25 protein-coding genes and 1 tRNA gene are annotated in these 25,599 nt (G+C 56.7%); 14 read left to right on the plus strand and 12 right to left on the minus strand.

Annotation, left to right across the window (positions count from 1 at the left end):
• Positions 1-15 precede the first annotated feature (15 nt).
• From ACR0KC_RS21625 to ACR0KC_RS21665, 9 genes are all read left to right on the plus strand, one after another.
• Positions 16-1,401 (plus strand): trypsin-like peptidase domain-containing protein, encoded by a 1,386-nt coding sequence (locus ACR0KC_RS21625; protein WP_170516040.1) that lies wholly within the window; start codon positions 16-18, stop codon positions 1,399-1,401.
• Between the two features lie 3 nt (positions 1,402-1,404).
• Positions 1,405-2,718: a replication-associated recombination protein A gene (locus ACR0KC_RS21630; RefSeq protein ID WP_480707644.1), complete on the plus strand. Its 1,314-nt coding sequence runs from the start codon at positions 1,405-1,407 to the stop codon at positions 2,716-2,718.
• Between the two features lie 104 nt (positions 2,719-2,822).
• Positions 2,823-3,866: an RluA family pseudouridine synthase gene (locus tag ACR0KC_RS21635; RefSeq protein ID WP_480772259.1), complete on the plus strand. Its 1,044-nt coding sequence runs from the start codon at positions 2,823-2,825 to the stop codon at positions 3,864-3,866.
• On the plus strand, positions 3,863-4,534 hold the full coding sequence (locus tag ACR0KC_RS21640; RefSeq protein ID WP_170392884.1) for an HAD-IA family hydrolase: 672 nt from the start codon (positions 3,863-3,865) through the stop codon (positions 4,532-4,534). Before ACR0KC_RS21635 ends, ACR0KC_RS21640 begins: the two co-directional genes overlap by 4 nt.
• A gap of 4 nt (positions 4,535-4,538) precedes the next feature.
• Complete coding sequence (locus tag ACR0KC_RS21645; protein ID WP_480772258.1) at positions 4,539-5,246, plus strand: ATP12 family chaperone protein; 708 nt, start codon at positions 4,539-4,541, stop codon at positions 5,244-5,246.
• A gap of 206 nt (positions 5,247-5,452) precedes the next feature.
• Entirely contained in the window at positions 5,453-6,472 is a 1,020-nt protein-coding gene (locus ACR0KC_RS21650; RefSeq protein ID WP_170392882.1) for an amino acid ABC transporter substrate-binding protein, read from the plus strand.
• 124 nt (positions 6,473-6,596) lie between these two features.
• Complete coding sequence (locus tag ACR0KC_RS21655; protein WP_170392881.1) at positions 6,597-7,865, plus strand: ABC transporter permease subunit; 1,269 nt, start codon at positions 6,597-6,599, stop codon at positions 7,863-7,865.
• A gap of 1 nt (position 7,866) precedes the next feature.
• Positions 7,867-9,222 carry an amino acid ABC transporter permease gene (locus ACR0KC_RS21660; RefSeq protein WP_170392880.1) on the plus strand — a complete coding sequence of 452 codons (1,356 nt, stop codon included), beginning with the start codon at positions 7,867-7,869 and terminating at the stop codon, positions 9,220-9,222.
• 12 nt (positions 9,223-9,234) lie between these two features.
• A complete protein-coding gene (locus ACR0KC_RS21665; RefSeq protein ID WP_304621965.1) occupies positions 9,235-10,026 on the plus strand; it encodes an amino acid ABC transporter ATP-binding protein in 792 nt (263 codons plus the stop codon).
• Positions 10,027-10,073: 47 nt separating this feature from the next.
• Here ACR0KC_RS21665 and ACR0KC_RS21670 read toward each other — a convergent pair whose 3' ends face one another.
• The 12 genes from ACR0KC_RS21670 to rpmH all read right to left on the minus strand — a co-directional run bounded on the left by ACR0KC_RS21670 (position 10,074) and on the right by rpmH (position 19,766).
• Positions 10,074-10,571: a SixA phosphatase family protein gene (locus ACR0KC_RS21670; protein WP_480772257.1), complete on the minus strand. Its 498-nt coding sequence runs from the start codon at positions 10,569-10,571 to the stop codon at positions 10,074-10,076.
• Positions 10,568-11,221: a ferredoxin gene (locus tag ACR0KC_RS21675; protein WP_480772263.1), complete on the minus strand. Its 654-nt coding sequence runs from the start codon at positions 11,219-11,221 to the stop codon at positions 10,568-10,570. The genes ACR0KC_RS21670 and ACR0KC_RS21675 overlap by 4 nt, the downstream gene beginning before the upstream one ends.
• Positions 11,221-12,012, minus strand: a complete 792-nt coding sequence (locus tag ACR0KC_RS21680) for a sterol desaturase family protein (protein WP_480772262.1) — start codon at positions 12,010-12,012, stop codon at positions 11,221-11,223. The genes ACR0KC_RS21675 and ACR0KC_RS21680 overlap by 1 nt, the downstream gene beginning before the upstream one ends.
• Before the next feature lie 57 nt (positions 12,013-12,069).
• On the minus strand, positions 12,070-12,933 hold the full coding sequence (argB, locus tag ACR0KC_RS21685) for an acetylglutamate kinase (RefSeq protein WP_170508738.1): 864 nt from the start codon (positions 12,931-12,933) through the stop codon (positions 12,070-12,072).
• 147 nt (positions 12,934-13,080) lie between these two features.
• Positions 13,081-13,734, minus strand: a complete 654-nt coding sequence (yihA, locus tag ACR0KC_RS21690) for a ribosome biogenesis GTP-binding protein YihA/YsxC (RefSeq protein WP_170402761.1) — start codon at positions 13,732-13,734, stop codon at positions 13,081-13,083.
• Positions 13,731-14,468: an MOSC domain-containing protein gene (locus ACR0KC_RS21695; RefSeq protein WP_480772256.1), complete on the minus strand. Its 738-nt coding sequence runs from the start codon at positions 14,466-14,468 to the stop codon at positions 13,731-13,733. Before ACR0KC_RS21695 ends, yihA begins: the two co-directional genes overlap by 4 nt.
• Positions 14,465-16,288 carry a membrane protein insertase YidC gene (gene yidC, locus ACR0KC_RS21700; RefSeq protein ID WP_170392873.1) on the minus strand — a complete coding sequence of 608 codons (1,824 nt, stop codon included), beginning with the start codon at positions 16,286-16,288 and terminating at the stop codon, positions 14,465-14,467. Before yidC ends, ACR0KC_RS21695 begins: the two co-directional genes overlap by 4 nt.
• Before the next feature lie 126 nt (positions 16,289-16,414).
• A complete protein-coding gene (locus ACR0KC_RS21705) occupies positions 16,415-17,956 on the minus strand; it encodes a putative bifunctional diguanylate cyclase/phosphodiesterase (RefSeq protein WP_480707639.1) in 1,542 nt (513 codons plus the stop codon).
• A gap of 70 nt (positions 17,957-18,026) precedes the next feature.
• A complete protein-coding gene (ttcA, locus tag ACR0KC_RS21710; protein WP_170402750.1) occupies positions 18,027-18,911 on the minus strand; it encodes a tRNA 2-thiocytidine(32) synthetase TtcA in 885 nt (294 codons plus the stop codon).
• 38 nt (positions 18,912-18,949) lie between these two features.
• Positions 18,950-19,183, minus strand: a complete 234-nt coding sequence (gene yidD / locus ACR0KC_RS21715) for a membrane protein insertion efficiency factor YidD (protein ID WP_223117082.1) — start codon at positions 19,181-19,183, stop codon at positions 18,950-18,952.
• Entirely contained in the window at positions 19,180-19,605 is a 426-nt protein-coding gene (gene rnpA / locus ACR0KC_RS21720; RefSeq protein ID WP_223117081.1) for a ribonuclease P protein component, read from the minus strand. The genes yidD and rnpA overlap by 4 nt, the downstream gene beginning before the upstream one ends.
• 26 nt (positions 19,606-19,631) lie before the next feature.
• Positions 19,632-19,766, minus strand: coding sequence for a 50S ribosomal protein L34 (rpmH, locus tag ACR0KC_RS21725; protein ID WP_005980833.1), 135 nt, complete (start codon positions 19,764-19,766; stop codon positions 19,632-19,634).
• Between the two features lie 295 nt (positions 19,767-20,061).
• Between rpmH and ACR0KC_RS21730 the strand changes: the two genes are divergently transcribed.
• From ACR0KC_RS21730 to ACR0KC_RS21750, 5 genes are all read left to right on the plus strand, one after another.
• A complete protein-coding gene (locus ACR0KC_RS21730; RefSeq protein WP_170392949.1) occupies positions 20,062-20,793 on the plus strand; it encodes a TVP38/TMEM64 family protein in 732 nt (243 codons plus the stop codon).
• Between the two features lie 3 nt (positions 20,794-20,796).
• Positions 20,797-22,215 carry a dihydrolipoyl dehydrogenase family protein gene (locus ACR0KC_RS21735; protein WP_480707638.1) on the plus strand — a complete coding sequence of 473 codons (1,419 nt, stop codon included), beginning with the start codon at positions 20,797-20,799 and terminating at the stop codon, positions 22,213-22,215.
• 18 nt (positions 22,216-22,233) lie between these two features.
• Positions 22,234-23,616: a sensor histidine kinase gene (locus ACR0KC_RS21740; RefSeq protein ID WP_480562667.1), complete on the plus strand. Its 1,383-nt coding sequence runs from the start codon at positions 22,234-22,236 to the stop codon at positions 23,614-23,616.
• A 64-nt stretch (positions 23,617-23,680) separates the two neighbouring features.
• A tRNA-Arg gene (locus ACR0KC_RS21745) sits at positions 23,681-23,757 on the plus strand.
• Between the two features lie 145 nt (positions 23,758-23,902).
• Complete coding sequence (locus ACR0KC_RS21750) at positions 23,903-25,096, plus strand: Shedu immune nuclease family protein (protein WP_480772233.1); 1,194 nt, start codon at positions 23,903-23,905, stop codon at positions 25,094-25,096.
• Positions 25,097-25,599 lie beyond the last annotated feature (503 nt).

A 25,599-nucleotide genomic window follows, 5' to 3' on the forward strand; every position in this document is an offset into this window, starting at 1 on the left:
GCCGGAGGGCCGATGATGCTAAGACTATTGTGTTCCCTAGTATTGCTGATGGGCGCAATACCGGCAGCCGCAGAGACGCAGGTACCAAAAAGCCAGACCGAAATCAGCCTCGGGTTCGCCCCTGTCGTAAAGCAGGCTGCCCCGGCGGTTGTGAACATCTACGCCAAGATTGTGCGCGAAGGGCGGGCAAATCCGCTGTTTTCTGACCCGTTCTTTCAGGACTTCTTTGGCCGTGGATTTGGGACGCCACGCCCCCGTGTGCAGAATTCGCTCGGCTCTGGCGTGATCCTCACTGGTGATGGGTATGTGGTGTCAAACTACCACGTTGTGGGGATGGCATCGGAAATTCAGGTCGTGACTACCGACCGTCGTGAATTCACTGCCGAAGTCGTTCTGGGTGACAAAGAAAGCGATATTGCAATCTTGCGGTTGGAAGAGGCAAACGGTCTGCCGTTCCTGCAGATGCGCGATTCCGATCAGGTTGAAGTAGGAGAGCTGACGCTGGCGATTGGCAACCCCTTCGGCGTTGGCCAAACTGTTTCGTCAGGTATTATTTCAGGGCTGGCGCGCACAGGAACCGCAACCGGAAACGCAAGAGGGTACTTCATTCAAACCGATGCGGCGATCAACCCGGGCAATTCCGGTGGCGCGCTGATCGATGTGAATGGTGATCTGATTGGTATCAATACTTCAATCCTGACCCGCTCGGGCGGGTCGAACGGTATCGGCTTTGCCATTCCGGCCAATTTGGTAGCCGAATTCCTGCGGCAGGCGCAGTCTGGAAACGAAAGCTTCGTAAGTCCTTGGGCAGGAATGGCCGGTCAACACATGAGCGCGGACATAGCCGAGTCTCTGGGTATGGCCATCCCTCTCGGTGTGGTGATTTCTGACTTGCATGAACTGAGTCCGCTGGCAGAAGCGGGTCTGCGGGTCGGTGACGTTGTCACTCATGTCGACGGAGACGAGGTGAATTCTCCGGCCGAGATGAAATTTCGCATGGCTGTTGCCGGAGTAGGTGGAAAGTCGGTCCTGACTCGGCTGCGGGGCGAAGACCGCTCGGATATTGAAGTGGCGCTGATCAAACCGCCTGAAACGCCTGCGGCGGATGAGACTACGCTGGACGAGGATACGGTCATGCCAGGTCTGATCGTTTCGGGCGTAAATCCGGCGGTGATCGTAAAGCTTGGCTTGTCGCTGTCGCAGACCGGCGTCGTGGTGGTTGATCCGAGCCGCTATGGCGGCCGCGCAGGATTGCGTGTGGGCGATGTCGTAAAAGGTATCAACGGAACCAGAACCGAGACACCGGAGGATATCGTTCAGGCCCTGACCGATCCAGGTCGCCGGGTACAGATGGAGATTGAGCGGGGAAGCCGGTTAATCTCATTGCGGTTTCGGTTGTGATCCGTGAGTGATTTGTTCGATACCGGTTCTGCGGAACCAACCGCGTCGCCGCACCGGCCGCTTGCGGATCGCTTGCGCCCACAATCCCTGTCTGAGGTGATCGGGCAAGAGCAGGTTTTGGGACTAGATGCGCCATTGGGGGTGATGCTCGCGTCAGGTAGCCTGTCCAGCCTGATCTTCTGGGGCCCGCCGGGTGTAGGAAAGACAACCATCGCCCGGTTGCTGGCGCAGGAGACCGATCTGCATTTCGTACAGATCAGCGCGATTTTTACCGGTGTGCCGGATCTGAAGAAGGTATTTGAGGCTGCTAAAATCCGTCGTCAGAACGGGCAGGGCACCTTATTATTTGTTGACGAAATCCACCGTTTCAATAAAGCGCAACAGGACGGGTTTCTGCCGCATATGGAGGACGGCACGATCCTCCTGGTTGGCGCGACGACCGAAAACCCTTCCTTCGAGCTAAACGCGGCGGTACTCAGCCGGTCTCAGGTGTTGGTTCTGGAACGCCTTAGCCTTGCTGATCTTGAGCGTTTGACACAACGCGCCGAGAAAGAGCTTGACCGCGCCTTGCCACTAACGTCTGCCGCCCGCGAGGCGCTGCAGGAGATGGCGGATGGCGACGGTCGCGCACTACTGAACCTGATTGAACAGGTAGCTGCTTGGAAAGTGGACGCCGATCTGGACCCGGATGCATTGTCGACGCGCCTGATGCGGCGGGCCGCAAAATACGACAAATCGGGGGATGAGCATTATAATCTGATCTCAGCCCTGCACAAATCGGTGCGTGGATCGGACCCTGACGCGGCGCTGTATTGGTTTGCGCGGATGCTGACCGGCGGCGAAGACCCGCGCTATCTGGCGCGGAGGATCACGCGGATGGCGGTTGAAGATATCGGTTTGGCCGATCCTCAGGCGCAATCGATCTGCCTGCACAGTTGGGAAACCTATGAACGGCTGGGCTCGCCCGAGGGCGAGTTGGCACTGGCGCAGGCGTTGGTGTATCTGGCTCTCGCTCCGAAATCGAACGGGGCCTATGTGGGGTATAAGGCGGCGATGCGGCTGGCCAAGCAATCGGGCAGTGAACCGCCACCCAAACATATCCTGAACGCTCCGACATCGCTGATGAAGGATCAGGGATATGGTGCAGGGTATGCCTATGACCACGATGCCGAAGATGGGTTCTCGGGTCAGAACTATTTCCCGGATGATATGAAGCGCCCGGTTCTCTATCAGCCGATAGAGCGTGGTTTTGAGCGCGAGCTGAAAAAACGGCTGGAATACTTCGCCAAGCTGAGAACGCAACGCAATCAGGGCTAGACTTGACTCTGCACCCGATGCGCGCGACAGACGCGCATGATTTCTAAGGCACTGAAACACGCACAATCCGGGCGGATCAGCCGTGCGGAACAAGGGGCAATGGCATGAGCGGCGTACAGGTGATCACCGTAGCAGAGGACGATGGCGACCAGAGGCTGGATCGTTGGCTGCGCCGCCTGTTTCCTCATGTCAGCCAGGGCCGGATCGAGAAGATGTGCCGCAAGGGTGAACTGCGCGTAGATGGCGGTCGGGTCAAGGCCTCGACGCGGCTAGAGGCCGGGCAGTCTGTGCGCGTGCCGCCGCTGCCAGACGCCGACCATAAGCCCGCTGTCGTAAAGCATCGTGTTTCGGACGCTGACGCAAAGATGATCCAGTCTTGCGTGATTTATAAAGACGATCACGTGCTGGCGCTGAACAAGCCGCATGGCTTGCCAGTTCAGGGTGGCAGCGGTCAAACCCGCCATGTGGACAGCCTGTCCGAAGCGTTGCGCTTTGGGTATGACGAGAACCCGCGCCTTGTGCATCGTTTGGATAAGGACACATCTGGCGTTCTGCTGATGGCCCGTACGCGCGAGGCCGCCAAAGGGCTGACGGCAGCCTTCCGGCACCGAAACACCGAAAAGATCTATTGGGCGCTGGTAGCTGGTGTTCCAACTCCGTACCTGGGCGAAATCAAGACCGGGCTGGTCAAGGCACCGGGGCATGGTAAGCATGGCGAAGGCGAGAAGATGATCGCTGTTCATCCGAGCGAGGTGAACGATACGCCCGGCGCAAAACGCGCGCATACGCTCTATGCAACGCTCTATCGCGTTGCAGGGCGAGCCGCCTGGGTTGCGATGGAGCCGGTGACTGGGCGAACTCATCAGCTGCGTGCGCATATGGCGGCGATCGGTCACCCGATCATTGGCGATGGGAAATATGGCGGCTCGGGGCAGGAAAACCTCGGCGATGGCTGGGGCGCGCAGTTGGGAGGTATCATCAGCAAAAAGCTGCACCTCCACGCCCGCAGCCTGTCCTTTGAACACCCGATGACCCGCAAACCCATCTCGCTTACGGCGCCTTTACCGGATCATATGAAACACAGCTGGGATACGCTGGGCTGGACCGAAGACCTCGCTGCAGATGATCCGTTTGAGGAGTTGCGATGAACGCCCCATTGCGGCTAGTCCTGTTTGATGTGGATGGCACTCTGGTCGATAGTCAGGGTGCCATTGTTTCGGCAATGACCGCCTGTTTTCAGGCGCAGTCACTGCCGGTCCCGGACCGTGACGCCATCCTGTCCATCGTCGGTTTATCTCTGCCCCATGCAATGGCGCGTCTGGCAGCAGATCAGTCCGAGCGGATACAAAGCGCATTGGTTGACGGATATAAGCAGGCCTATCACGCGCAAAGGTTGGAGCAGGGCGCCGCAAGCTCGCCGCTTTATCCCGGTGCGCGCCAAGTGATTGAGGCTCTTCACGCTCAGCCCGAGGTTCTTTTGGGAGTGGCCACAGGCAAATCTCAGCGCGGGCTTGATGCGCTGCTTGAAGGGCATGGGTTGCAGCAGCATTTCATTACTCGTCAGGTTGCAGATCACCACCCGTCCAAGCCGCACCCGTCGATGATAGAAACAGCTTTGGCTGAAACGGGCGTGCCGGCTGCGCAAGCCGTCATGGTGGGCGACACCAGCTTTGACATGGATATGGCCGCAGCCGCGCAGGTTGCCGGGATCGGTGTCAGCTGGGGTTATCACGATCGTCGGGTACTGACGGCTGCGACACATGTGATCGAAACATTCGAAGAATTGCCAGGCGCACTGGCCAAGATCTGGGGCTAAAGAGATGAGCGACTGGAAACCCAAACGCTTCTGGACGACAAGCACGGTCGTTGAGACCGACGTGGGCTATACGGTTGAACTGGATGGTCGACGGGTCAAAACGCCCGCCAAGGCTGCGCTGGACCTGCCTACGCGTGCCATGGCCGAGGCCGTTGCACGGGAATGGGATGCACAGGAAAAGGAAATCGATCCGACCACGATGCCATTCACCCGTTCGGCCAATGCGGCGATCGACAAGGTGCGGCACCAGCATGGTGAGGTTGCCGATATGCTGGCCGATTACGGCGACTCGGATCTGTTGTGTTATCGGGCGATCCATCCCGAAACGTTGCAGCAGCGGCAGTCCGAGGCCTGGGATCCTGCATTGGATTGGGCTGCGGACGTGCTGGGCGCGCGGTTGATCCCGCGTGCAGGGGTGGTGCATCAACCGCAAGCTGCCGAGGTGCTGCACGGCCTGCGTGACCGGGTGCATGGACTGAATGCGTTCCAGCTGGCGGCGTTTCATGACCTCGTCAGCCTGTCGGGATCATTGATTCTTGGTTTCGCGGCAGCCCAGAATTGGCGCAAACCGGACGAGATATGGCGCATTTCTCGACTGGACGAGCTTTGGCAGATCGAACAATGGGGCCACGACGATGAGGCACATGCCGCCGCCGAAGTGAAACGGGCCGCCTTTCTGCACGCAAAGCAGTTCTTTGACCTCTCGTTCTGAGACGGATTCTCGTCAAATCGTGAATTTGTGTCCGATTCTGCCCGAAAAGACCTATCGTTTTCCCTGATCCAGCCCTTGACGTTTGTTGATGAATACGCCCAAACTCGGGCCACTAAAGGGGAGACACCTTTTGGGTAACCTTTCTGGCGCCTATGCGCCGGATCGAACCGTTCCATTCAGGGATGGAAAATCAGGAAGAGGTAAAAATGAAAAAATCCGTAATTTTGGGCGTGGCAACCATTGCCGGCCTGGCTGCTGGCGCGGCTGCAGCGGGTACCGTTGACGACGTGAAAGCCCGCGGCAAGCTGAACTGCGGCGTTGCAACCGGCGTACCCGGCTTTGCCAGCCCCGATGCCAATGGTGAGTGGCAGGGTTTTGACGTGGCCGTATGCCGCGCGGTAGCCGCTGCCGTTCTGGACGACCCAAGCGCCGTTGAGTTCATCCCGACCACCGGTAAAACACGTTTCACCGCGCTGGCTTCGGGCGAGATTGACATGCTGGCCCGTAACACCACGTGGACCTTCAGCCGCGACGTCGACCTGAAGTTCGAATTCGTCGGCATCAACTACTACGATGGTCAGGGCTTCATGGTTCCCAAGGCACTGGGCGTCAGCTCGGCCAAGGAACTGGACGGTGCAACCGTTTGCATCCAGACCGGCACCACAACTGAGCTTAACCTGGCGGATTTCTTCCGCATCAACAACATGAGCTACGAGCCGGTTCCGATCGAAACCAACGCCGAAGCGCAGCAGCAGTATCTGGCTGGTGCCTGTGACGTTTACACTACCGACGCATCGGGTCTGGCTGCTACGCGCGCCACCTTTGAAAACGCAGGCGACCACGTGATCCTGCCCGAAATCATCTCGAAAGAGCCGCTGGGCCCGCTTGTCCGTCATGGCGATCACGAGTGGGGCGATGTGGTCCGCTGGACCCTGAACGCACTGATCGCAGCGGAAGAGCTGGGTGTAACCTCGGCGAACATCGACGAGATGTCCAGCGGTGCCACCGACAACCCAGAGGTAAACCGCCTGTTGGGTACCGAAGGTACGCTGGGTGAGATGCTGGGTCTGGACGCGAACTGGGCACAGCGCGCGATCAAAGTCGGCGGTAACTACGGCGAAGTGTTTGCCAAGAACATCGGCGAGGAAACCCCGATCGGTCTGGCACGCGGCCTGAACGCACAGTGGACCGATGGTGGCCTGCTGTACGCACCGCCTTTCCGCTAAGATCCACGGAAAAGGGCGCGGGGGAACCCGCGCCCTTTTTCCTTCCATAAGAAACACGCCCGGAACGATCTGAGCAGAGGCAAACTCTGCCAACATCCGGGATGCACGGGGATATACATAGGTCATGACGACACTCACTGACCCGCCGAAGGAGCACTTCCGGCTGTCCATGCTCCTTTATGATACGCGGTACCGATCTGCGACCATTCAGGTCATAGCGATGATCGGTTTCATGCTTCTGGCAGCCTGGATTATCAACAACACCATTCAGAACCTTGAAACGCTGGGCAGAACAGTCGGGTTCGACTTTTTTGCCGAACCGGCCAGCTATGACATCAACCAACGCCTGCTGGAATACGACTCGCGCGATACACATCTGCGCGCGGCGTTTATAGGCCTGCTAAACACTCTGGTTGTTGCAGTTCTGGGCTGTATCACAGCAACGATCATCGGTGTCATGGTCGGTGTTTTGCGCCTGTCGAATAACTGGCTGATCGCGCGGATCATGACAGTCTATGTCGAGATGTTCCGTAACGTTCCAGTGCTGCTTTGGATCGTGTTCGCCATGGCGATCCTGATTGAAAGCCTGCCAGCACCGCGCGCCTTCCGAGGTGAAAACCCAGAAGCCACGATGGATCTTTTTGGCACGGTCGCGGTCACAAATCGCGGTGTCTATATCCCCGAGTTTCTGTTCTCGCGCGGATTGGGCGATATCCACCTTTTCGGTACATCAAGCCTGCGCTTTGATGTTTCGCTTGACCTGATCGCCTTCCTGATCGTGTTTGGCGGCAGCATCTTTGCGATGCGCAAGGTTTCGGCCTGGGCCAATTCAACGCAAGAAAAGACTGGCGATCGCCCGACCATCTGGCACATCCAACTGGGCCTTTTGTTCGTGCCATCAGCCATCCTGCTGGGCGTTCTGGGTTTTCACCTGGGCTACCCTGAGCTGAAAGGCTTCAACTTCAGCGGCGGTACCCACCTTCGTAACTCGCTGATTGCCTTGTGGCTGGCCCTGTCGCTGTACACTGCGGCATTCATCGCCGAGATCGTGCGCGCCGGTATTCTGGCCATTTCCAAGGGTCAGACCGAGGCCGCATCCGCACTGGGCCTGCGCCCGGGCCGGACCATGCGTCTGGTGATCTTGCCGCAGGCGTTGCGGGTGATCATCCCGCCAATGATCTCGAACTATCTGAACCTGACCAAGAACTCGTCGCTGGCGATCGCGGTCGGATATATGGACATCACGGGTACGCTGGGTGGCATCACCATGAACCAAACCGGTCGCGAGCTGGAATGCGTTCTGCTGCTGATGCTGGTCTACCTGTCCATCTCGCTGAGCATTTCGGCGGTGATGAACTGGTACAACAACCGTGTCAAACTGGTGGAGCGGTAATATGAGTGATGTTTCATTTGTCCGCACGGAAATGTTGCCGGAACAGGCACCACCCGCCTCCGAGGTCGGTGTACTGGGCTGGATCAAGCATAACCTGTTTTCAAGCTGGCTGAACGCCATCCTGACGATCGTATCGCTGGTCTTCATCTACTATGTGCTCTCCAACATCCTGTCCTGGACGTTCGAATCCGTTTGGAACGCCAATTCCCTGTCGGAATGTCGTGAGATCATGATGGCCACCTGGGGCGATACGCATGGTCATGCCTGCTGGGGTGTGATCAAGGATCGTTGGCTACAGCTGCTATATGGGTTCTATCCGCCGTATCCGGCGCATCCGGATGCCACATGGTCGAACCCGCCTGAAACAGGGGCATGGCCGGCCTATTTCCGTCCGAACCTGACCTTCATCCTGTTGTTGGTTGCTATTGCGCCAGTGTTGTTCACTAAGGTGCCGCGTAAGCTGTTGATTGTAACGGCGGCTTATCCGTTCCTGCTGCCTTGGCTGATGTGGGGTGGGTCGATCTGGGGGCCGCTCATGGTCGCCGCCGGATTTGCCATCGGGTATTTCGCGTACAAGTTTGCGCTTCCGGTTGCCGGGTCTCTTGCCGCGATTATCCTTGCGATTGCGCTGCCCATACTATGGTGGCTGTTTGCTGCCGGTTCCGTGGCTGACGCAATCAATGCAATCATTCCGATCGGTATCGCGCCGGTGGAAAGCCGCGACTTTGGTGGCTTTATGCTAGCGATCCTGTTGGGTGTCGTGGCCATTGGTGTTTCGCTGCCTATCGGTATCGTGCTGGCGCTGGGTCGTCAGTCCGATCTGATGATCGTCAAATACCTGTGCGTGGGCTTTATCGAGTTCATTCGGGGCGTGCCGCTGATTACCCTGCTGTTTGTGGCATCGCTTTTGCTGAACCTGTTCCTGCCGCCGGGCACTAATTTTGACATCATCCTGCGGGTGATGATCATGATGACCCTGTTCTCGGCCGCCTATATGGCCGAGGTGATCCGGGGTGGTCTGGCTGCCCTGCCGCGTGGTCAGTACGAAGGCGCAGACAGTCTGGGCCTGAACTACTGGCAGGCGCAGCGGCTGATCATCATGCCACAGGCGCTGAAAATCTCGATCCCGGGCATCGTGAGCACGTTCATCGGTATCTTCAAGGATACGACTTTGGTCTCGATCATCGGTCTGTTCGACGTGATTGGCCTGACCAACGGCATCCGCGCCGATACCGCCTGGAACGGCGTCTACTGGGAACTGTTTGCCTTTATCGGCGTTCTGTTCTTCGTGGTTTGCTTCTCCATGTCCCGTTATTCCATGTACCTGGAGCGCAAGCTTCAGACTGGCCACCGTTAAGGAGTTCAACACATGTCTGAACTTGCAATTGAACGCGAAATCGACCGCTCCAAAATGCAGGTGAGCGACGAAATCGCCATCGAAATCACCAATATGAACAAGTGGTACGGGGCCTTCCACGTGCTGCGCGATATCAATCTGACCGTCAATCAGGGCGAGCGGATCGTGATCGCGGGGCCGTCGGGGTCGGGCAAGTCTACACTGATCCGCTGCCTGAACGCGCTGGAGGAACACCAGCAGGGCACGATCATTGTGGATGGGACCGAGCTGTCGAATGACCTGAAAAACATCGACAAGATCCGGTCTGAGGTTGGCATGGTGTTCCAGCACTTCAACCTGTTCCCGCACCTGACCATTCTGGAAAACTGCACGCTGGCCCCGATCTGGGTGCGCAAAACGCCCAAGAAAGAGGCCGAAGAGCGCGCGATGCACTTCCTGGAAAAGGTGAAGATCCCTGAGCAGGCCGACAAGTATCCCGGTCAGCTTTCGGGTGGCCAGCAGCAGCGTGTTGCGATTGCCCGCTCGCTCTGCATGATGCCGCGGATCATGTTGTTCGATGAGCCAACCTCGGCGCTGGACCCTGAGATGATCAAAGAGGTGCTCGACACCATGATCGAGCTGGCCGAGGAAGGCATGACCATGCTGTGTGTGACCCACGAGATGGGCTTTGCCCGCCAGGTCGCCAACCGCGTGATCTTTATGGATGCCGGTCAGATTGTGGAGCAGAACGAACCGGAAGAGTTCTTCAACAACCCACAGAGCGAACGGACCAAGTTGTTCCTCAGCCAGATACTGGGACACTAAATTCGGATAAGAAAACCAAGAAGGCGGGGTGTCGACCTCGCCTTTTTCTATTCCAGCAGCTCGCGTGGGATCGTGAAGCCCAGAACCTCACCCTGATGCCATTTGAGCGCATTCCAGTCGGGGATATCGAACCGGATTACAGTCGTTGCACAAGTCGGATAGTCGTAGAATCTCGAATGGTCGGGCTGGTTGCGTACCAGCCGATTTGCAAATGCAGCGATGCCGGGATTATGCCCCAGCATTAGTACGGTATTGCCGGTGGCTGTGGCCAATTCGGCGAACATCTCATCGGGGCCTGTCAGATACAAGGCGGGGGTAAAGCGGATTTCCGGGGTGCTCAGCCCCAACCTGTCCCACGTTTCGCGCGTGCGCTTGGCGCTTGAGCAGTTAACTTCATCCGGTAGCCAGCCATTGCTTTGCAGCCACGCCCCAATCGCGGGGGCCGATTTGCGTCCTCGATTGTTCAACGGGCGGTCGTGATCTTCGGCAAAGGGATCGCCCCAACTGGACTTGGCATGGCGCATTAGGATCAGTGTGCGGGTCATGATCGGTGAAATGCTTTCATGTGATGCGCAGATTGCTCTGGCTGGCGCTCTGCGCCGGCGCTGAGAGGGCAGGCGAGCCGGGCAAGGCAGCCTTTATTCATGCAGCTGTGTCCCGTCTTGGTATCGAGATGATCATGACAGGCTGCTACGTCATAGAAGCTATGGGTGTTCAATGCCCCAACCGGACAGGTTGTTGCACATGGCGCGGGGCATTCTGTGCAAGGTGACGATTGAGACACGGATGGAATTGAAAACTCATCCGCAAAATGCAACGCACCACGGAATGATATCATCATCCCTACCGTATCGTGCACCAGAGCCCCGACCGGACTGCTGAAGGTACGACCGGACTTAAGTGCCCAGTCAATGAAGGGTGCGTATGGTGGGCCGCCGAACGGATAGTAGGCGGTGCCCCTCATGTCCCGCGCAAGCTGGCCGATCACCCGTCTAGACCAGCGATCAACCGGGTCGGGTTGGCCATCCTGCCACTCAGCCGAGGCCTTCAGAGCAGGCCAGAATGCCCCCGCAGCCCCCAGAAGGATTAGGGTTCCGTCATCAAGTTGCTTTGCTTCACTGGGCCTTGGATGAAGTGCACCCATAACTATCAGCCCAACCTGAGTGGCTGCTCGTTCGACATTGGCGTAGGTCATCAGCGGCGGAAGGGCAGAGCCAGGCTCCAGCCCAGTTTTGTTGGTCGATCGTCCTGCCATTCCAATCCCACGCTCATTTGTTCGTGCCCGTCCCGAGGTTGTGCGATGTAAGTCCCCAGCATTCGGTCCCAGATAGACAGTGCAAAGCCATAATTGCTGTCATGCTCTGTTCGGAATACCGAATGATGTACGCGATGCATATCGGGTGTCACAAGAATCCTACGTACAACAGCGTCAACGGCAAGGGGGAGCTTCAAGTTTGAATGATTGAACAACGCTGTGCCATTAAGAAGGATCTCGAACAGGAACACAGCCAGGGCGCTGGCGCCGAGCAGATAGATTAGCCCGATTTTCAGGATCATGGACAACGCGATTTCAACCGGGTGAAAGCGGACTGCGGTAGTGACGTCCATGTCTCGGTCGGAGTGATGCACACGATGTAGCCGCCAAAGGATTGGCACCTTGTGGGTAATCAGATGCTGTAGCCAGATTGCAAAGTCCAGAATCAGCACACACAGAATAAGCTCAACCCACCCTGGCCAGGCGAGCCAATTAAAAACGCCCAATCCATTTTTCCCGGCATCAATGGCAGCGCCAACTGCCAATAAGGGCAACCCAATCGCCATAGTCCTGAGCAACAGTGTGTTCAAAACAGTGATTGATAGATTGGTTAGCCACCGATTTTTTCGCGGACAGGTTCGTAAGCGTTTTGGCGCAATTGTCTCTGCCGCCGCAAACAAAACAAACAGGATCAAAAACACGCTTAGGCGAAATAGGGGCTCGTTCTCCATACATTCACAATCGGGCATGTTAATGCCCGGTGCAAGAAGTTGAAGATCACTATGGCGTTAATCAGGACGGATCAAGGATCCGGCACCGTGTTCCGTAAACAGTTCGAGCAGCACCGCATTGGGCGCGCGCCCGTCCAGAATAACGACCGCCCGAACGCCATTATGCAGCGCGTCCAGCGCAGTTTCGGTTTTTGGAATCATCCCTCCCGCAATAGTGCCTTCACGCGTCATCTCACGAATCTGGCCGGCTTTGAGCTCGGTCACGACATCGCCCGCTGCGTTCTTGACGCCCGCTACATCGGTCAGCAGCAGCAGGCGGTCTGCCTTAAGAGCTGAGGCGATCGCCCCGGCTGCAGTGTCGCCATTCACATTGAAGGTTTCGCCATTCCGACCTGCGCCCAGCGGCGCGATCACAGGGATAACATCATGCGCAAACAGGTCATGCAGGACTTTGGGGTTCATCTCGGACGGTGTGCCGACAAACCCGAGCGAGGCGTCGGTCTGTTCGCACATCATCAAATGGGCATCCTTGCCCGACAGACCCACAGCCATGCCACCCTGCGCATTGATCGCCTGCACGATCCGCTTGTTCACAAGGCCCGACAGGACCATTTCGACCACTTCGACTGTGGCTTTGTCCGTCACGCGTTTACCGCCCACAAACTCGGACTGGATATCCAGTTTGTCGAGCATCGCATTGATCATTGGGCCACCGCCGTGCACGACGACCGGGTTTACGCCAACCTGACGCATAAGCACCACATCGCGCGCAAAGCTTTCCATGGCTTCGTCGCTGCCCATGGCGTGGCCACCTAGCTTGATGACGACAATCGCACCGTCGTATCGCTGCAGATAGGGCAGGGCGCTGTTCAATGTGGCGGCGGTGGCGATCCAATCCCGGTTCATATCTCGTGTCTTCATGGCTGATTGTCCCTCTGGGACCCTGTGTTAGGGCGTTTGGAGGATGGTGCCAAGACCGGATCGCGGAAACAGCCAATCTGAACGGGCCGTACCCGATGGGCGCGACCCGGCTTCCTTAGCTCATGACTTGGATATTGCTGAACAGCGTCACTCCAGATGCGCAATGATCGAACGCAGGGTCGGAATGCCGTCGCCCTTCTCGGATGAGGTCAACACGATCTCGGGGAAGGCCGCAGGATGTTTCGAAAGCGCGGCGCGCACCTGGTCCAGCACTTTTTCCCGGTCTTTTGCTTTGACCTTGTCGGCCTTTGTCAGAACGCATTGAAAGGTCACTGCGCTGGTATCCAGCAGCTTCATGATCTCGGCGTCCACAGGTTTCACCCCATGGCGCGAGTCGATCAGGACGAAGGCACGGCGCAGGGTCTGACGTCCACTCAGATACTGTTTCAGCAGACGTTGCCATTTTTCCACGACCTTCACCGGCGCGTTCGCATACCCGTACCCAGGCAGGTCGACCAAATAGAGTTCAGGCCCTTGCGTGAAAAAGTTGATTTCTTGAGTACGCCCCGGCGTGTTCGAGGCACGTGCTAACCCCTTGGTGCCCGTTAGCGCGTTGATCAAGCTGGATTTACCGACATTCGAACGCCCGGCGAAACATACCTCCAGCCGATCGGGGGCAGGCAGGCCATCCATGGCAACGACGCCTTTGACGAATTCGGATGGCCCGGCAAACAGCTTTCGACCGGTTTCCGTTGCGAATTCATCTGGCGTTTCAGCTAGTGGAAAGGGAAGTGGGGTCATAGAACCTGAACCTCGTCACCGGTGAGAATGGTGCCGCCTTCCAGAACTTCGGCATAAACGCCAAAATCCTGATGATCCCAGCTGCTCAGCGCACCCAGTGTGTCGGCATCCCGCTCACCCGTATCAGGGTTGGCGGCTGTCGCCAAACACCGCGTGATGCGTTCGCGCACATGAAAAACGGCCTCGCCGATCCGGATGTCGCGGCCAATCCAGTCGAGCTCATTCCACAGCGGCAGGCCATCGAACCAGATATTTCCGCGCCAGCGAGCGATAGAAAGATCCCTGCCTAGCTTCTGTTCGACCGCCCGATGCGACGACATGTTGCACAAACTGATCGAAGGAAAATCGCTGTCCGTCATGCCGCGATTAGCGGCGCGGACAATGCGGGCAGACGCAGCGCGATCTGCAGGCATCAGCGGTTTGACCCAGTCCAGAAAGGTATCCTGTTGCACGTCGGGCTCAAAGCTTAGATCGGGGCGATTGGGATGGCTCAGCGTGACCGAGTCGCCTTGCAGCTGCGCCGAGATTGCCATCAACTGAGGGGCCTTCGCGCCTCGGCTGAAATTGGCGCAGGGTGCCCATTCCGATCCATCCGCTTTCGACGCCTCATGTGCAACCGCCCAAACACGATCCCCGGGCATGGTATGCCCGGGGATCATGGTAATGCGATCAAGGCGTTCACGCCCGTGACTTTTGATCGGGTGCCGCCAAATGCTGGTGACCGAACCGCTCATTTGTCGTCCGTCTTTGGCGTTCGTTTGAAGCCTGATTTGATGTTGCCGAATACATCGGGCGTATAGCCCTGGCTCCGCATGATCAGGTATTGCTGGGTAAATGTGATCGTGTTGTTCGCGATCCAGTAGACCACCAAACCGCTGGCAAATCCGCCCAGCATGAACATGAAAACCCATGGCATCCAGGCAAAGATCATCGCCTGTGTTGCATCGGTCGGTGCCGGGTTCAGTTTCTGCTGCAGCCACATCGAGATACCCAGCAGCAGTGGCAGGATACCGATAAAGATCAGCGCCATGAAGCTTTCAGGCTGCGGTGCCGCCCAAGGCAGCCAACCAAAGAAGTTGAAGATTGAGGTCGGATCCGGAGCGCTGAGGTCCTGGAACGGGCCAAACCATGGGGCTTGACGCAGTTCGATGGTGACAAAAATCACCTTGTACAGCGAGAAGAAGATGGGGATCTGCATCAGGATCGGCAAACAGCCTGCGGCCGGGTTAACCTTTTCCTTCTTGTACAGCTCCATCATGCCTTGCTGCATCTTCTGGCGGTCATCCCCTGCGGCCTCTTTCAAGGCCTCCATCTGGGGCTGCAATTCCTTCATCTTGGCCATCGAAACGTAGGATTTGAACGCCAGCGGGAACAGGATCGCCTTGATGATCAGGGTCAGGCCGATGATGGACCAGCCCATGTTGCCGATCAGCAGGTTGATGTTGTGCAGCAGCCAGAAGATCGGCTTGGTCAGGAAGAAGAACCAGCCCCAGTCGATGCTGTCGATGAACTTCTGCACACCTTCGGCCTGGTATTCCCGAATGGCTTCCCATTCCTTGGCACCAGCGAACAGGCGTGTGGTCACTTTAGCAGTCTCACCCGGCGCTACGGTCAGCGTCGGCAGCACCGTTTCGGTTTGATAGATTTTGCGGCGCGAGTCATATTTTGCGGCTGCTTTGAAGGTCGAGCCCGGCTCTGGGATCAGCGTGGTCATCCAGTAGTGATCCGTGAAGCCGATCCAGCCATCTTCCTTGACCTGATAGACCTCGGCCTGCGCCCGTTCGTTCGGGTCGATGTCAAAATCGCGGACATCACCATAGTCAACTTCTGACAGCGTGCCGTCCGCCATGCCGATCACACCCTCATGCAGGATGAAGAAGTTTTTCAGGCCCGGAAGGTCGCCATCTTCACCAATACCGTGGCGTGCAAGAATGCCATAGGGGGCCATGCCCACCTCGGATTGGGTCGCGTTTTCAACCGATTGGGTAACTGTGAACATGTAGTCCTGGTCGACCGCGATGGTGCGGCGGAAAGTCAGGCCATTGCCATTGTCCCAGGCCAGCGTGATGGGGTTGTCTACGCCAAGCGTCTCACCCTCTTCCAATGTCCAGAGCGTGTTGGGGCCCGGGACATCCGCACCTGCAACTCCTGTACCCGGTGCCCAGCCGTAAAGGGCATAATAAGCCGATTCCGAACCAACCGGAGACAGCAGCTCAACAATAGGCGCGCCTTCTTCGATCGAGACTTTATAATCTTTCAGAAACAGCTCATCGATCCGCCCGCCGGACAGGGACAGGCTGCCTTTCAGACGGGGGGTGTCGATGTTGACGCGAGGGGCTTGTTCCTCTGGCAGCGTTTCCTCGGCGGTCGCTGTGGCTTCACCCACGGTGCTGGTCGCGCTGGGTGTTTGCACCTCGTCGCCTTCCAGAGCAGCAATTTCTGCAGCGTCCTGCGTCGTGGTTGATTCCGGCGGTGGGAACAGCACGAACCAGACAAGGATCACCAGAAAGCTGAGCGCGGTTGCAAGGATGAGATTTTTGTTCTGATCGTCCATCGGGGACAGCCACCTTGAGCAGTGAAACACACCCGGTGGGTTCAACAGAGTGCAGCCCCAAAGGTCAAGCGGAATCGCCCATCAAATCGCTCCGGCGCTGGATTTGGCGCACCGTAATTGCAGATTTCATCCCATTTTGCGACCGATCTTGGATGCACCCCTGATCTTGGCACGATGCGCCGCGATCCAATCCAGGGTCTGCTCAAATGGCATTGGCTCTGCAATTCCGAACCCCTGAACGTGGTTACTGCCCAATTGCGCCATCAGCGCGTGCTCGCCGGGCGTTTCCACGCCTTCGGCGAGCGTCTCGAGGTTCAGACGTTCAGCCATGGTCAGAATGGCGCTGACCAGTTGCTGCTGGCTGGGATCCTGATCGGATTTGGTGACAAACGTCCGATCAATTTTAATCCGCGAGACGTCAAACCGCTTGATAGAGGCGATTGAAGCATGTCCGGTGCCAAAGTCATCCAGGTCGATACAACATCCAAGCGCAGCCATGCCGGTTACATTCCGGGTGATCACGTCATCCGGCTTGCGAGAGAACACGGTTTCCAGAATCTCAACCGCCAGCCGATCCGGTGTCAAATCAAACTGATCCAACTCCCATTTCAGGCGGTCGATCAAGCCGGGATTGCGCAACTCATCGGATGAGAAATTGATACCGATCCGGGGCACAACGCATGCTGCAAGATCCCAAGCTTGCATCGCTTTAAAAGCATGGTGACGCATGATTTGGCCTAGCCGCTCCATCAGTTCGGCTTGCTCGGCGAAGGGCAGGAATACCTGCGGGCTGAGAACACCTTTTATTGGATGCTCCCACCTTGCCAAAGCCTCGAACCCTGTGATGTTCCCATTATCCGTTGAAACCTGAGGCTGAAACCAGGGCCGAATCTCTCCATTGTCCAATGCCGCCTCGAACTCTTTTCTCAAATTGGCTCGGACCAGGGATCGCCGACGGGTCGCGGTTGAATAGGCGCGTATGGTCGAGGGACCGCTTCTTTGCGCCTCGGACAGTGCAGCGGTGGCGGCGCCAATCCACTCATCAGCCTCGGCCTGTCGCAGGTCTGAATGCAGGCAAAACCCGATCGAGCAGGATTGGTAAACTCCTGTGCCATTCAACAAAAGCGGCTCTTCGACTGCGCTTTGGATGCGGCCGGACATTTGAATGCAAGCTTCCAGATCAAGATGTGGGGAGGGATGCAGGCCAATGAGAAACCGGTTCTGATCGATCTGCGAAAAGATGTCCTGATTTCGGATGATCGACAGGATACGATCACTGAATTGCTGCTTTACATGAGTGGCGGCAGCCTGACCGTGCAGATCCTGAAGGTCGGCATAGCCGTCCAAAGCAATTGCAATACAGGCGGCATTCTCACCTGATTTGCTGACCGATTCACTCAACGCCTCCAACTCTGATTGAAAAACGTCATAGGGAACCAGGCCGCTGGGGCGCATACCTGAACTGCGGGCTGTATAAGAACGGCTTCCCCAATTTCCGATGACGGCAAAAGCAAGGGGCAAACCCAAAGCCGTGGTAACAAGTGCACGTTCACCGCCCAACCAGAAGGCGGCTAAACACGCCGCGGGAATAAATGCCAGAACCTGCGGTCCGGTGAGAAATATCCGCAGCGTTTCGGAACAACAGTCGACAAAGAGGAATTTCCGCATAGGTTTTAGGGCCTTCAGCTTGGGCTAGGATCGCGCAAGCCAACCGTAGGAAATCAATCTGAGTCAGGCGTTAACGTAACTGGGGAATATCGTCTGAATTTTCGTCTTTTTGAATCGGATCGATCGAAAGATTTGCGAAATCAAACAGTTTTGGGTCCAGAAGATGCGAAGGCCGCGCATTGGTCAATGCCCGAAACATCACTTGCCGCCGGCCGGGGCTGTTCTTTTCCCACTGATCGAGGATCTGCTTGACCTGTTGGCGCTGCAGCCCGTCCTGACTGCCGCACAGATCGCAGGGTATGATGGGATAGTTCATCGCTTTGGCGAATTTCTCGCAATCCGCCTCGGCCACATGGGCCAGCGGGCGATAGACGAACAGATCACCTTCTTCATTCACCAGTTTTGGTGGCATGGTTGCAAGGCGACCGCCATGGAACAGGTTCATGAAAAAGGTTTCAAGGATGTCATCGCGGTGATGGCCAAGCACAACTGCGGAACAGCCTTCCTCGCGCGCGATACGATAGAGGTTGCCACGACGCAGGCGTGAACACAGCGCACAATAGGTGCGGCCCTGCGGAACTTTGTCCATCACAACGGAATAGGTGTCCTGATACTCAATCCGATGTGGCACCCCCATACGGTCTAGGAATTCTGGCAGGACTGTTGCCGGGAACCCCGGTTGCCCCTGATCCAGATTGCAGGCCAGAAGATCCACGGGCAGCAGACCGCGCCATTTCAGTTCGTAGAGCACCGCCAGAAGGGTATAGCTGTCCTTACCGCCCGATAGGCAGACCAACCAGCGGGGTGTTTTACCTTCGGCGGTGCGGTCCACCATGCCGTACTGCTCAATGGCCTCGCGCGTCTGGCGCACGATGCGCTTGCGCAGCTTCTTGAACTCGGTGGTTGAAGGCGCACCGGCAAAAAGCGGATGGATATCGTCGGCTTCATCAAACATGGGCGGGGCCTATCGCAGTTGGGTGAGCCGGGCAAGGGTCAGGGTCGTTCGTCTTCGGGCACAGGGTCATAACCGTCGCCACCCCACGGATGACAGCGCCCGATCCGGCGCGCCGCCAGCCATGCGCCCTTGATGGCGCCGTGTTTTTCAAGCGCTTCCAGCGCATAGGCCGAACAAGTCGGCTGATAGCGGCAGTTGAATCCGACCCAGGGGCTGAAGATCAACCGGTAGGCCCGGACGGGCAGGGCGAGGAGATGGGCAAATATGTTCACTTGCCACCCCCATGAATTTTGCGCAGCGCATAGCGCAAATCGTCTTTCAGCGCATCAAAGGGCCGTGCAGCGGTAACCTCGGCGCGGCCGATCAACACGTAGTCCCAGCCCGCATGCCCATGAATGGTTAATACGGCTCGCGCGGCTTCACGCAGGCGGCGTTTGGCGCGGTTGCGGGCGACGGCATTGCCGACCTTCTTTGAGCAGGTGAACCCGATGCGAATGCCCGCAGCCTCATCAGCGCCACGTTTACGCGCCTGCACCATCATCGATGCAGTGCCTTGCCGTTTGGCCCGCGCGGCTTTCAGAAAGTCCGAGCGATTCTGCAGTACGGTCAATGATTCAGATGCGCAAACGGACGCCGCCGGGGGCATCACCCGCGGCTGGTTATTACCATCCTCAGGGGCCTCCGGCGGCGTCATGTTCATAACCTGAAAGGTCGAGCGGTTTATGCGCTCAGCGACTTGCGGCCGCGTGCGCGACGTGCGTTCAGGATTTTGCGGCCGGCTTTGGTGGCCATGCGCGCGCGGAAACCGTGGCGGCGTTTGCGAACCAGGTTCGAAGGCTGATAGGTGCGTTTCATCGCTCCGTCTCCAATCTATAGCGGTGGGTGCGGCGCGGATTCGCCTGGCCCTAGTGTTCGAAGCCCGTCCTCTACTGGGTAGCGGGGGGTAAGTCAAACCCCTAGGTGGGGGTTTTGGTGCGTTTTGCAACAAATCTGTAATCTGTCCGGGCAAAAGATTTCAAAAACCGGGTTCAGAGCGCGTATCCCTCACATTAAGTGCCATAAACATCAAGGCCCCGTGAGGCCTCTGTTGCAGCGCGCGCGGGCGGCGCATGTTGTGGGCAAGATGAATGAACAAGAACCTGCTACCCAGATGAACGAAACCACCAAGATCCCGCGCAACGGGCTGGCGCGTCATATCCCATTGGCGGTGATTCTCGCCGTTGCCGCCGTGGGGTTCTTTGCGCTGGGCGACTATCTGACCTTTGAAACCCTGCGCGACAATCGCGAGGCCCTGCTGGCCTGGCGCGATTCAAACTACTGGGCGATGGCTGCGGCTTTCGTAGGGATTTACATCATTATTGTTGCCTTCTCGCTGCCTGGTGCTGCGGTCGCTTCGATGACCGGTGGGTTCCTGTTCGGGTTGCTTGCAGGAACGGCTTTTAATGTTTTTGCCGCAACCATAGGCGCTTCGACGATCTTTCTGGCCGCACGCTGGGGTTTGGGTGAATCTCTGACCGCCAAGCTTGAAGCCTCGGAAGGGACGGTCAAGAAACTGAAGGACGGGCTGCGTGAGAATGAAATCTCGGTTTTGTTCCTGCTGCGTCTTGTACCTGTGGTGCCCTTCTTCGTTGCCAATCTGGTGCCCGCATTGGTTGGGGTAAAGTTCCGAAACTTCCTGATTACGACGGCGCTGGGCATCATCCCTGGTGGGATTGTCTATACCTGGATCGGTGTTGGGCTGGGTGGTGTCTTTGATCGCGGCGAAACCCCGGATGTCTCGCTGTTATGGGAACCCTTCGTGATCGGGCCAATTATTGGCTTGTGCGCGCTGGCAGCGCTGCCGATTGTCATCAAATCCCTCCGTGGTCGAAAGGGTTCCTGATCCATGCAAGAGTTGAAAACCGATATCCTGGTGATCGGGGCCGGGTCAGGCGGGTTGTCTGTAGGCGCCGGGGCCAGCCAGATGGGTGCGGATGTCATCCTGCTGGAAGGCCACAAGATGGGTGGGGATTGCCTGAACTTCGGCTGTGTCCCATCCAAAGCTCTGATCGCCAGCGGCAAGGCTGCATATGCTCAGGCCCACGCGTCGGCTTTTGGTGTCGCGGATGTGACGCCACGGGTGGATTATGCAGCCGCCAAAGAACACGTGCAAAACGTCATCGCTCAAATCGAACCCATGGACAGTCAGGAGCGTTTTGAGGGCTTTGGCGTCAAGGTAATCCGGGAGTACGGTCGTTTCATCTCACCCACGCAGGTACAGGCCGGAGATCATCTGATCACCGCCCGTCGCGTCGTGGTGGCCACAGGTTCATCGCCCTTGGTGCCGCCGCTGCCCGGGCTGGATCAAGTGCCGTATTACACCAACGAGACCATATTCGACCTGCGCGATAAGCCCGAGCACCTGCTGATCATCGGCGGAGGTCCCATCGGCATGGAAATGGCGCAGGCGCATATCCGGCTGGGCTGCAAAGTGACCGTGATCGAGGGCCTTAGTGCGCTGGGCAAAGACGACCCTGAAGCTGCAGCCGTCGTGCTGGACAGCCTTCGGACTGAAGGTGTCGAAATCCATGAAAACGCCATGGTGTCCCAGATCCGAGAAAATGCAGGCACCATTGAGGTGGTCACTGAGAATGATGAGGTCTACGCGTGCTCTCATCTGTTGCTGGCCGTCGGACGCAAGGCCAATATCGACCGTCTGAACCTCGGCGCTGCCGGGATCGACAGCACGCGGGCAGGCATCAAGGTGGACGATTCTTTACGCACGAGCAATCGCAAGGTCTATGCCATTGGTGATGTTGCAGGTGGGCTGCAATTTACCCATGTCGCCGGATATCATGCGGGGATCATCATCCGCTCTGCCTTATTTGGGCTTCCGTCGAAAGCGAAGACCGCTCATATCCCATGGGCCACCTATACAGATCCCGAACTGGCACAGGTCGGCCTGACCGAGGCACAAGCCCGTGAACAGCATGGCGACGCGGTGGAGGTTGCCCGGTTCGACTATCACCACAATGACCGCGCAGTTTCCGAGCGCAAGACCAAGGGGTTCATCAAGGTGATGGTCGCAAAGGGCCGACCTGTGGGCGCGACAATCGTCGGATATCAGGCCGGAGAATTGATCAACTTGTGGTCGCTGGCGCTGGCCAATAATCTCAAGATGGGTCAGATCGCAGCGATGGTTTCGCCTTACCCAACGGTCGGAGAGCTTAACAAACGTGTGGCAGGAGCCTATTTCTCTCCAAGGCTGTTTGAGAATCAAATGGTTAAACGAGTGGTCAGGTTCGTCCAACGCTGGATCCCCTGACCCAAGGAGGAGCGTAAATTGAACTCGCTGTCGGGCCGATTTCTGATCCTGACGACGGTCTTCGTCATGTTGGCCGAAGTACTGATCTTTGTGCCCTCGATCGCGCGTTTCCGTGAAGATTTTCTGCTGAACCGGCTGGAACGCGCCCAGATCGCCTCGCTTGCTTTGTTGGCCGACGATATGCTGGCTGATGAGCTTGAAGCGGAATTGCTGTCAAATGCGGGGGTCTATAACGTCGTATTGCGCCGCGACGAGGTGCGTCAGCTCATGCTGTCTTCACCGATCCCGACCCAGATCACCAAGACCTTTGATTTGCGTAATGCCAGCGCTTGGGTGCTGATCCGTGATGCTGTCTCGAGGCTGTTTACCCCCGAAAACGAGGTCATTCGTGTGATCGGCGCGCCGGTCAAAGACGCAGGACTGTTGATCGAGGTGACAATGGACAGTGAGCCCTTGCGCATGGCCATGACGGATTATGGGCTCCGCATCCTTGGGCTGTCCTTTGTGATCTCAATCATAACGGCCTCGTTCCTGTTTCTGGCTGTGCGCGTGGTACTGGTGCGTCCGATCAAAAGCGTTGTTGGCTACATGCAGCGCTATGCCAGCGCACCTGAGGATGCGCGCGGCATCATCTCCCCCAATTCCAAGGTGACCGAACTGCGCGAGGCCGAAGAGGCCCTGCAGATGCTTCAAACCGATCTGACCCAGGCCCTGAAACAACGTGAACGTCTGGCCCAGTTGGGCGGGGCGGTGGCTAAGGTCAGCCACGATCTGCGCAACATTCTGACCTCTGCTCAGCTGTTTACCGATCGAATTGAGGCCAGCAATGACCCCCTGGTGGCGCGAATGGCACCCAAACTTGTCAATTCGATCACGCGGGCGGTTTCCTTGTGCGAAAGCACCTTGGCGTTCGGACGCGCCGAAGAACCAGCCCCAACCCTGACCATGGTGCGCTTGCGGGACGTTACCGCAGATGTTGTCGCCAGCGAACAACTCGCCATTGCCGATGCCTGCGTTGAGATCGTGAACGACGTACCCGAAGATCTTGTTATCCGTGCCGACCCGGAACAGATTTTCAGGGTTGTCATGAATCTTGTGCGCAATGCCCGTCAGGCGCTTTTGGTCTCTGGTAAGGCGGGGCGCGTAACAGTGTCTGCATCTGAGCTTGAAGCCGACTGGTGCATCGAAATCAGCGATACGGGTCCAGGCCTGCCTCCTAAGGCCCGAGAGAATCTGTTTACACCATTTCAGGGTGGTGTTCGCAAAGGCGGCTCGGGACTTGGGCTCGCGATTTCGCAAGAATTGGTGCGGGGTCACGGCGGAGACCTGTTTCTGAAAGACACAGGGCCTGATGGAACCACCTTTGAAATAAGGCTTCCACGCGGCGATATGACTTTTTGAAGTTTTTTTGAAGAATCGACTTGCGCGCCCTTGGCCTCGGGTCTACATACCGCCTCACCAACGCGGACCGATAGCTCAGCTGGATAGAGTACTTGACTACGAATCAAGGGGTCGGGGGTTCGAATCCTCCTCGGTCCGCCACTGGTTTCCCCTAAATTATTGAAAATAAACAACTTTTTCGCACTCGGAATCGAAAATTTAGGGGGGATTCAAACTATCCCGCAACAAATCCCGCAACATTTATTATTGAATGCACTTTGTTTGCATCGGCGCAGGATAGAATCTTGTGCCGTGGTGGTTACCAACGCAAACTCCCGGCATGAGTAATGATGAACAAAAATTTTTCGAACTAAGAAAAGAATCGAAGACATACATTTCAAAGGTCTTCTCTTATAGCGACCGCTCACCTGAAAAACTACGACAGGTGCGAATGGTGATGGAGGGCTCTGATAGGTTACAACTTGGTGAAGTTGAGGGGGCGGCATGTTTACGTCTAACCGGCGAGAAGCGAAAAACGCAGGTAACGGCACTAGTAACCCAAGACGAAAAGCAAGTGCGTCGTATCACATTGCAGAGCTTTCAAACGCGCGCGGGTGATTGGATCCAAGCTTCCGAGAAGAACGAGTTTACTTTCCGACAAGATGAATTCACCCGCCTGCTGTCGTTCTTGAAGCAAATTGAGTTCATTGATCTTTCCAACGAAGACAACTTCCAAATTGAGGACATTTCCACCCAATCAGGTCCGAAAGCGATAATTGACGCTTCTGATCGTGGGTTAGTCGAACGCATCAAGTCATTAAGTAATGACCAGAGAAAATCAGTTGTTCGCGCTTTGCAGGCCGACCTCACAAGTGAGGAGATCAATATCCTATTGGGAAGGCGTCAGGGTGTTGAGGAATTTGAAGCACAGATCGCTTCCGGGAATTGGTCCGAAGCCCACTGGCAAGACTTTTTCGATAAGCATCAATGGGTATTTGGCTACGGCCTTGATTATCGGATCATGCGTCAATTTGATCGTGAAATGACGGTTGGAGGAGGTGGAACAGACAACCAGAACAAACCCGTTGTCGATTTTCTGCTCAACTTCACTGACTATACCGTTTTGGTAGAAATCAAACGGCCAAACACGCGAATTTTCAAATCAGGCAAAGGCGGCAGGGCTGGAACGTGGGAGTTTAGTTCTGAGTTTACCAGTGCTGTTTCTCAAGTCCTTGAGCAAAAAGCCGAGTGGTTGGCCTCAGCTCAAAGTGGCGATCATTACAATAGGACCGGAACGGAAAAACTTGAGGCGCGAACGCGCAACGCAAAAACAATCTTAGTCATCGGATCGCGAGGTGAATTTGATGAAGCGGAAAGCGTGAGAACAGCGCAAATAAAACGCGACACATTTGAACTGTTTCGCCAAGAAAACCGGACGGTGGATATTTTGACTTTCGATGAATTGCTCGAACGCGCCCAGTTCATCACCAAGAGTGTCTAAGGGGTTCATCTGATCCCGCAACAAATCCCGCAACATTTGATACTGGATATTCATGTAATATAATGATTAAAAACAATAATTTATAGATCACCGAAAGATCCTCGGTCCGCCACTTAAACCCTGTGTAAGGCGACACATGGTTCTGCCACCAGCGACAGAACCTTTCCATTTTCGCCTCACTTCCTTCATCCAGCACCCAGACCGATTTCAATGATCCTGACTTCCCTTTTTGGAAAATCAGGGCTGATTTGCAGATCAGACGCCGAAGGCGCCTGTTCCTGCTGATCTGCCGTGTGGCGAACGCGGATGGGGGCGAGGCAATGCTATTCGACAATAGTGGTGCGGCCCGCAGGCGCAGCCGAGGATACGGTATTGTCTAATAGGGTTGCCCGAGGGGGAAGGCAGCGCCTTACCCCTGATGGCCAGAGGCGTCCGGTTTGTCCAATTCCCGCTGGCTCACGAAACAGAATCGGCGGGGCGTCAGTCCTGCCACCTGAAACTTG

Source organism: Ruegeria sp. CF3 (assembly GCF_056537365.1).